This window comes from Rhizobacter sp., assembly GCF_031412075.1.
Classification (GTDB): Bacteria; Pseudomonadota; Gammaproteobacteria; order Burkholderiales; family Burkholderiaceae_C; genus Rhizobacter.
The window spans coordinates 1-7,487 of sequence record NZ_JANOCG010000543.1 but is presented as its reverse complement, the minus strand read 5'-3'; the positions used below and the strand labels follow the sequence as shown (position 1 = coordinate 7,487).

Sequence of the window (7,487 nt, the reverse complement as noted above, 5' to 3'; positions counted from 1 at the left end):
CCGGTATGCCATGGCGCAGCGCGAGATTGCACTCGCCATTGGCGAGCCGCCTGCCACCAAGGGCTACCCGCCGAGCTGCTTTGCCAAGCTGCCGCAGCTGGTGGAGCGCAGTGGCAACGGCATCCACGGCGTGGGCTCGATCACTGCCTTCTACACCGTGCTGAGTGAAGGTGACGACCAGCAAGACCCGATTGCCGATGCGGCGCGAGGCATTCTTGACGGCCACATCGTGCTCAGCCGCGAGCTGGCCGAAGCCGGCCACTACCCGGCCATCGACATCGAGCGCTCGATCTCGCGGGTGATGAACAACGTGAGCCCGCCCGAACACATCGACGCTGCGCGGCGCTTCCGCCAGCTGCACGCCAAGCACAACAAGGCGCGCGACCTGATCCAGCTCGGCGCCTATACGCCCGGCCACGACAGCGAGCTCGACACCGCCGTGCGCCTGCACCCGCAGATGACCGAGCTGTTGCAGCAAGACATGCACAAACCCGCTTCTTTGCCCCAGAGCCTGCGCGAACTGCGCGGGCTGGTGGGCGGCTGATCCTTCCCAAGGACTTGAATCATGAGCAACCACAATCCTTCACTCGATCCGCTGATGGCCCTGCTGGGCCAGGCCGAACGGGAGCGCGATGAAGCGCTGGCCGACATGCAGCGCGCCAACGAAGCGCACCAGGCCGCGCAGTCGCAGGCCGACCAGCTGGTGGCTTACCGCGTTGAATACGAAGGGCGCTTTCGCGAGCAGTTCAGCCGCAAGAGCTCGATCGACATCCTGCAGTGTTACCAGGGCTTCAGCGCCCGCCTGGGCCAGGCCATCGACCAGCAAAGGCAGATCGCCGCCCACGCCGCGCTGCGGCTCAAACAATCGCGCGAAGCGGTGCGTGACCAGGAGATGCGCGTCGCCTCGGTGCGCAAGCTGCTCGAGCGCCGCTTGCACGAGCTGCGCCAGGTGGCCGACCGCCGCGACCAGAAGCAGACCGACGAGTTCGCCTCGCGCGCCGCCTGGAGCCAGCTGCAGCAGCGCCCCCTGTCGCCTGCGGTTTGATTGAGCGCCCTCATCCGATCTGCCTCACACGCCTTCTCATGACCCCTGCCATTTCTTCATTCACCGCGCCTGTCGCTCCGCAGCCGCAGCCCATGCAAGGGGCCGCCTCGCCGCCCGACACCGGTTTTGCCCGCATGCTCAGCCAGCGCCAGACGATGGCGCAGGACCAGGCCGCAGCCACACCGCCCACACCACCCAAATCGGCCGAGCCGGCTGAGCCGGCCGACGAGCCAACTGCGCCGCAAGCCCACACCCGCCGTGCCGACGCTCCCGCGCGGCCGGCCGGCGAGCGCCCGGCGAAGACTGAAAAACCCAAACCCGGTGTGAACGAGCCGCGACCCGAGGCCGAAGCCGCAACGGCCGAAGAGGTCGTCGGCGGGGTCGAACCTGTCACCGAACCCGTTGACCCCGCACTGACCGAGTGGCTGGCTGCGCTCAACCTGCCGCCTGCCCCTGTCGAGGTGCCTGTCACTGCCGTGGCTCAGGGCCGCGAGCGTGCCGGCCTGGCGTTCACCGGCGAGCCCGCGAAGGGGGGTCCGCGCACACCCGGCGATGCGACCCAGGGCGTGAGTTCGCATGGCGGCGCGACCCAAGAGCTCACCGACCGCCTGCAAGTGGCGCGCGACAACCGTGGCAATGCCGAGCCCGTCTCTGTCGACACAAAAGCCGATGCACAAACCGAAGCCTCGACCTGGCAAGCCGCCATGGAGCGTGTCAGCGTGTTGGCCGAAGCCCCGGCCCGCCAAGACGCGCAGGCCGTGAGTGCGCTTGCCGTTGCCGCATCAACACCCGGCGCCGCCCGCTCCGGCGAGGCCGCCGCGCCTGTCGCCGTGAGCCTGCCCACGCCGGCCACGGCGCCCGAGTTTGCGCAGTCGCTCGGTGTGCAGGTCAGCGTGCTGGCGCGCGATGGCATCCAGCAAGCCGAGCTGCACCTCAACCCCGCCGAGATGGGGCCGATCTCGGTGCAGATCTCGCTCGACGGCACGCAGGCGCAAGTCAACTTCGGCGCCGATTCGGCCGCCACACGGCAGATCATCGAAAGCGGCCTGCCCGAGCTGGCGGCTGCCTTGCGAGACGCCGGCTTCACCCTTTCGGGCGGCGGTGTGCACAGCCAGGCCCGTGGCCGCGGCGAAGGTGACGAGGCCTCGGGCGGCGCTCCATCGGGCCGCAATCGTGCGCCAGGTGAGACGGAAGTCACGACCCAGCGCGTCAGCGCTCGTGTGTCGGCGGGTGGGGTCGACCTGTACGCCTGACAAGAGATCTCACCGCCAAGTCGCCAAGAGCGCAAAGGGCGCGAAGAAAACCCTTCTCTTCCTTTGCGTTCCTTCGCGCTCTTGGCGCCTTTGCGGTGAAAAAGCCTTTCACATGAAGCGGGGCCCCAACCGGGAAGCCGGGCTTTCCCCCCGCTTATCAGGCCATCGAAAAGCCCCCCGTTTTTCATAATTTCCTTCCATGGCCGGTCCCTTTTGCGGGCCTGCCTTTGAAGGAGTTTTCATGGCCACTGCCGCCGCTGCCGTTGTCGACGCTGCCGTCGCAGGCGATGTTGTCCCGAAAAAGGGCAAGAAGAAGCTGATCATCATCCTCGTGGCCGTCCTGCTGGTCGCGCTGCTGGGGGGTGGCGCCGCGGTGTTCATGATGAAGAAGAAAGCCGCTGCAGCCGCTGAAGCGGAAGAGGACGGTGGCGAAAGCGAAGTGGCCGCTGCCGCCGACAAGCGCAAGGAGCGCGCCAAAAATCCACCCACCTTCGTGCCGCTCGAGCCCTTTGTCGTGAACCTGGCCGACAAGGAAGCCGACCGCTTCGCCCAGATCGGCGTGACGCTCGAAGTCGAAGACGCCAAGTTCGCCGAAGAGATGAAGGCCTACATGCCGGCCATCCGCAACGGCATCTTGATGGTGTTGGCCCACAAGACCTCGGCCCAGCTGCTGTCGCGTGAAGGCAAGCTCGCTCTGGCCCGCGAAATCATGCGTGAGGCGGTGTTGCCGCTCGGCATCGACGCCAGCGCGGAGCCGGCGCCGAAGGCCGAGCCGGTGCAAGACGAAGAAGACGAAGACGATCCCGATGTGAAGAAGCCCAAGAAGCGCCAGAAGGCCGTGGTCGCCAACCCGATCAAGCACGTGCACTTCTCCAATTTCATCGTGCAGTGATCAGCAGCCGAGCCGCGCAATGAATCAACAAATACTGTCGCAAGACGAAGTCGATGCCCTGCTGCAGGGCATCACCGGCGAGAGCCAGAAGCTGGAGGCCGAGGACGCGCCGACTGGCGGCGTTCGCAACTACGACATTGCCAGCCAGGAGCGGATCGTTCGTGGGCGCATGCCCACGATGGAGATCATCAACGAACGTTTTGCGCGCAACATCCGCATCGGCTTGTTCAACTTCATTCGCCGCAGCCCCGAGATTTCGATCGGCGGCATCAAGGTGCAGAAGTACAGCGCCTTCCTGCGCGAGATCGTGGTGCCGACCAATTTCAACATCGTGTCGGTGCGACCGCTGCGCGGCTCGGGCCTGATCGTGTGCGACCCGACGCTGGTGTTCTCGGTGATCGACGCGCTGTTTGGCGGCGCGGGCAAGTTCCACACGCGCATCGAAGGCCGCGATTTTTCGCCCACCGAGCAGCGCATCATCACCCGCCTGGTCGAGGTGATCACCGCCGAATACAAGAAGGCCTGGCACGGCATCTACCCGCTGGAGCTGGAGTACCAGCGCTCGGAGATGCAACCCCAGTTTGCCAACATCGCCACGCCGAGCGAGATCGTGGTGGCCACCAGCTTCACGCTGGAAATTGGCGACACCACCGGCACCATTCACTTCTGCATTCCGTACGCCACGCTGGAGCCGATCCGCGACGTGTTGTATTCGACCATCCAGGGCGACAGCAACGAGCCCGACCGCCGCTGGGTCAACCTGATGAAGCAGCAGATCCAGGCCGCCGAGGTCGAGATCGTGGCCGAGCTGGCGCAAGCCCCGGCCACGGTGGAGCAGTTGCTGTCATTCAAGGCCGGTGATTTCATCGAGCTCGACCTCGAAGCCGGCATCCAGGGCAAGGTGGTCGGTGTGCCCATCTTCGACTGCCACTACGGCACCTCGAACGGCAAGTACGCATTGAAGATCGATCAAATGTTGTCAACCTCGAGCATGGGTTGGCTTGGAGACCAAAATGTCAGCTGAAGAAGCAAACGCACCGTCCGCAGAAGACGCGATGGCGGCCGAGTGGGCTGCGGCCCTGGCCGAGTCCAAACCCGAGGTGGCGTCGGAGGTGCAGACCGCGACTGAGCAGGCGTCTCCCGTGGCGTTCCAGAACTTCAGCAACGCCGGGGCGCCCGGCGCGGGCAACGACATCAACATGATTCTCGACATCCCGGTGCAGCTCACCGTGGAGTTGGGGCGCACGCGCATTCCGATCAAACATATCCTGCAGCTGGCGCAAGGCTCGGTGGTCGAGCTCGATGCGCTCGCCGGCGAGCCGATGGACGTGCTGGTCAACGGCTACCTGATCGCCCAGGGCGAAGTGGTGGTGGTGAACGACAAGTTCGGCATCCGCCTCACCGACATCGTGACGCCGAGCGAGCGCATGCGCCGCTTGAGCAAGGGCTAGTCATGCAGCCCCCACGCTCACTTCGTTCACTGCCCCCCGAGGGGTCGCCAGTTCCCTTGGGACGGCCCGGCGGGAACTGATCCCATGTCAGCTTCTTCTGGAATCACCTCGCTGCTGTGGTTCATCGCGATCATCGTGATGATCCCGGTGGCGCTGTGGCTGCTCAAGCGCACGCCCATGGGCGGCGGCACAGCACAAGGCTTGATGCGCAGCGTGGCGATGCTGCCGCTGTCGCCCAGCCAGCGCATCGTCACCGTTGAAGTGGGGCAGGGCGATGAACGCCAGTGGCTGGTGTTGGGCGTGACCGCCAACAGCATCACCACCTTGCACACCATGGCGCCGCAGGCCGAAGCGCCTGCCGCCGGCATGCCGGTGCCTCCTTTTGCGCAGCTGCTGAACAAGCTGCGCCGCGACCAGAATACGAACCAAGGGCTTTCAGGTGAACACTGAGCCGAGTTTTTTTTCGCCCCGCGTGAAGCGCATGGCCTTCATCGCCGGCTTGTCGTTGTTGTCGGCCGCACCAGGCGCGGCTTTAGCCCAAAGCACAGGGGCTCCAAGCCTGCCGCTGGTGGTGGGGCAGGGCGCGGGCGGCACGAGTTACTCGGTGCCGATCCAGACGCTGCTGTTCTTCACCGCCTTGAGCTTCTTGCCGGCGGTGCTGCTGCTGATGACGGGTTTCACCCGCATCGTGATCGTGCTGAGCCTGTTGCGCCAGGCGCTGGGCACCCAGTCGGCCCCGCCCAACCAGGTGATCGTCGGCCTGAGCTTGTTCCTCACCTTCTTCGTGATGAGCCCGACGCTCGACAAGGTGTACGCGCAGGCCTACCAGCCGTACTCCGAGAACAAGATTGCGTTCGACGAAGCGTTGAAACGTGGCGAAGTGCCGATGCGCGAGTTCATGCTCAAGCAAACCCGCCAGGCCGACGTGATGCTGTTTGCCAAGCTGGCCAAGATCGACCCCTCGGTGAAAAGCGCCGACGTGCCGTTCAAGGTGCTGGTGCCGGCCTTCGTGACCAGCGAGTTGAAGAGCGCGTTCCAGATCGGCTTTCTGATCTTCATTCCGTTTCTCGTGATCGACATGATCGTCGCCAGCGTGCTGATGAGCCTGGGCATGATGATGCTGAGCCCGGTGCTGGTGGCCTTGCCCTTCAAGCTGATGTTGTTTGTGTTGGCCGATGGCTGGAACCTGCTCCTGGGTTCGCTGGCGGCGAGCTTTGCGCAGTAGAGAGAGCCCCATGGATTCGCAACAAGTTTTCACCTACGGCCAACAAGGCCTGTATTTGCTGTTGATGGTGTCGGCGCCGGTGCTGCTGGTGATCCTCGGCGTGGGTTTGCTGGTGAGCATCTTCCAGGCGGCCACGCAGATCCATGAGTCGACGCTGTCCTTCGTGCCGAAGATGATCGCGGCCGTGGCGGTGCTGGCCGTCGCCGGGCCGTGGATGCTGACCACCTTGGTCGAATACCTGCAGCGCACGTTGACGGCCATCCCTTCCGCCGTGGGCTGATGCTGACGTTCACCGAAGCGCAGGTGGTGGCGTGGATCACGCCGCTGCTGTGGCCCTTTCTGCGCGCGCTGTCCTTGTTCAGCACCTTGCCGGTGCTGTCGCAGCGCAGCGTGCCTTTGCGGGTGCGTGTCGGTCTCGCCTTTCTGATCACCGTGTGCGCGCAGGCTTCATTGCCTGAGATGCCGGTGGTGCCGCTCGACTCTCCGTTGGCCTTGTTGGTGGTGCTGCAACAGGTGCTGATTGGTGCGACGCTCGGGTTTGCCGCGCGCATCGTGTTTTCGGCCATCGAATTCGCGGGCGAGCTGGTGGGCCTTCAAATGGGCCTGAACTACGCAGGCTTTTTCGACCCGTCGACGGGCGGGCAGGGCACGGCAGTAGGGCGATTCTTTGGCACCACGGTGTCGTGGCTCTTCATCGTCATCAACGGCCACCTGCTGATCATCATGGCGCTGGTGCAGAGCTTTCAGGCCTTTCCGGTGGGGCCGGAGCCATTCGCCTTTTTGCGCGCGTTGCAGCCGCAGGTGTGGGGCGCCGAGATCTTCAAGCTCGGCCTGTGGATCGCGTTGCCGATCATCACCATGCTCTTGTTCATCAACCTGGTGCTCGGGATCATCTCGCGTGTGTCGCAGCAGATGAACATCTTCGCGATCGGGTTCCCGATCACGCTGGGGGTGGGACTGCTGGGCGTGTTGCTGACGCTGCCGATGATGCAGGCGCCGTTCACGATGGCGCTGGAGCAGATGCTGTCGCATTTTCAGTAGGGGCTTGCTCTGTCGTCATTCCCGCGGAGGCGGGAATCCAAGATGGTGCCGCTGCCGCGTTGTGAGTTCTTCTTACTGAGTAAGACCGCGTCGGGAAGTGCCCCCGACAGGGCAGTAACTTTCTTTTGCTTCGCCAAAAGAAAGTCACCAAAGAAAAGGCGACCCTGCTCGTCGGTCGCGACTCACTAAGGGGACCCAAGGGCAATACGTCGCCCGCTGCGCGGGCATTCCATCCACGCCTCGCTTCGCATCGGCGCGAAGCGCGATCAAGCTTCGCCCAGCGAGGCCGGCCGGTGTTGTCTCCCCCTTCGGACGAGTCGGCAGGGTCGCTTTCTTTGCCCCCTTTCTTTGTCGATACAAAGAAAGGGGGTCGGCCGCCGGGCCGAACTCCCGGCGCGGCCTCACGGAGTGAACAAGAACAGCGGCGAGCGGCAAAGCTCATGGATTCCCGCCTCCGCGGGAACGACGAAGCGACGGGGCCGCGCAGGCCCAAGAAAGCGCCCCGTTCGGCCGCGGGTGGCCCGCAAGGCCAGCCCGCAACGGGAACCAAGCGCATCACCCCGCAAATCCCTCGCCGGGG

9 protein-coding genes and 1 pseudogene are annotated in these 7,487 nt (G+C 64.7%); all 10 read left to right on the top strand.

All coding sequences use genetic code 11. From position 1 onward, the window contains the following. Positions 1-544, top strand: a pseudogene (locus tag RMO40_RS20315) (flagellum-specific ATP synthase FliI); the annotation flags it as partial. A gap of 21 nt (positions 545-565) precedes the next feature. Next, complete coding sequence (gene fliJ, locus RMO40_RS20310) at positions 566-1,045, top strand: flagellar export protein FliJ (protein ID WP_309725241.1); 480 nt, start codon at positions 566-568, stop codon at positions 1,043-1,045. A 92-nt stretch (positions 1,046-1,137) separates the two neighbouring features. Then, the gene (locus RMO40_RS20305) at positions 1,138-2,298 is read left to right on the top strand and encodes a flagellar hook-length control protein FliK (RefSeq protein WP_309725239.1); all 1,161 of its coding nucleotides are present in this window, start codon (positions 1,138-1,140) and stop codon (positions 2,296-2,298) included. Between the two features lie 241 nt (positions 2,299-2,539). Beyond that, on the top strand, positions 2,540-3,190 hold the full coding sequence (locus RMO40_RS20300) for a flagellar basal body-associated FliL family protein (protein ID WP_309725238.1): 651 nt from the start codon (positions 2,540-2,542) through the stop codon (positions 3,188-3,190). Between the two features lie 19 nt (positions 3,191-3,209). Beyond that, positions 3,210-4,214 (top strand): flagellar motor switch protein FliM, encoded by a 1,005-nt coding sequence (gene fliM / locus RMO40_RS20295; RefSeq protein ID WP_309725236.1) that lies wholly within the window; start codon positions 3,210-3,212, stop codon positions 4,212-4,214. Next, a complete protein-coding gene (fliN, locus tag RMO40_RS20290) occupies positions 4,204-4,641 on the top strand; it encodes a flagellar motor switch protein FliN (RefSeq protein WP_309725234.1) in 438 nt (145 codons plus the stop codon). Before fliM ends, fliN begins: the two co-directional genes overlap by 11 nt. A gap of 84 nt (positions 4,642-4,725) precedes the next feature. Beyond that, positions 4,726-5,091: a flagellar biosynthetic protein FliO gene (locus RMO40_RS20285; RefSeq protein ID WP_309725232.1), complete on the top strand. Its 366-nt coding sequence runs from the start codon at positions 4,726-4,728 to the stop codon at positions 5,089-5,091. A 31-nt stretch (positions 5,092-5,122) separates the two neighbouring features. Then, positions 5,123-5,866, top strand: a complete 744-nt coding sequence (gene fliP, locus RMO40_RS20280; protein WP_309725231.1) for a flagellar type III secretion system pore protein FliP — start codon at positions 5,123-5,125, stop codon at positions 5,864-5,866. A gap of 10 nt (positions 5,867-5,876) precedes the next feature. After that, positions 5,877-6,146 carry a flagellar biosynthesis protein FliQ gene (gene fliQ, locus RMO40_RS20275; RefSeq protein WP_296687538.1) on the top strand — a complete coding sequence of 90 codons (270 nt, stop codon included), beginning with the start codon at positions 5,877-5,879 and terminating at the stop codon, positions 6,144-6,146. Next, the gene (fliR, locus tag RMO40_RS20270) at positions 6,146-6,907 is read left to right on the top strand and encodes a flagellar biosynthetic protein FliR (RefSeq protein ID WP_309725230.1); all 762 of its coding nucleotides are present in this window, start codon (positions 6,146-6,148) and stop codon (positions 6,905-6,907) included. Before fliQ ends, fliR begins: the two co-directional genes overlap by 1 nt. Positions 6,908-7,487 lie beyond the last annotated feature (580 nt).

Excerpts from the sequence above, each read along its gene's own strand:
- RMO40_RS20285 (WP_309725232.1), top strand. The coding sequence starts at position 4,726 with ATGTCAGCTTCTTCTGGAATCACCTCGCTGCTGTGGTTCATCGCGATC.
- fliR (WP_309725230.1), top strand. The coding sequence starts at position 6,146 with ATGCTGACGTTCACCGAAGCGCAGGTGGTGGCGTGGATCACGCCGCTG.
- RMO40_RS20305 (WP_309725239.1), top strand. The coding sequence starts at position 1,138 with ATGCAAGGGGCCGCCTCGCCGCCCGACACCGGTTTTGCCCGCATGCTC.
- fliP (WP_309725231.1), top strand. The coding sequence starts at position 5,123 with ATGGCCTTCATCGCCGGCTTGTCGTTGTTGTCGGCCGCACCAGGCGCG.
- fliQ (WP_296687538.1), top strand. The coding sequence starts at position 5,877 with ATGGATTCGCAACAAGTTTTCACCTACGGCCAACAAGGCCTGTATTTG.
- fliN (WP_309725234.1), top strand. The coding sequence starts at position 4,204 with ATGTCAGCTGAAGAAGCAAACGCACCGTCCGCAGAAGACGCGATGGCG.
- fliM (WP_309725236.1), top strand. The coding sequence starts at position 3,210 with ATGAATCAACAAATACTGTCGCAAGACGAAGTCGATGCCCTGCTGCAG.
- fliJ (WP_309725241.1), top strand. The coding sequence starts at position 566 with ATGAGCAACCACAATCCTTCACTCGATCCGCTGATGGCCCTGCTGGGC.
- RMO40_RS20300 (WP_309725238.1), top strand. The coding sequence starts at position 2,540 with ATGGCCACTGCCGCCGCTGCCGTTGTCGACGCTGCCGTCGCAGGCGAT.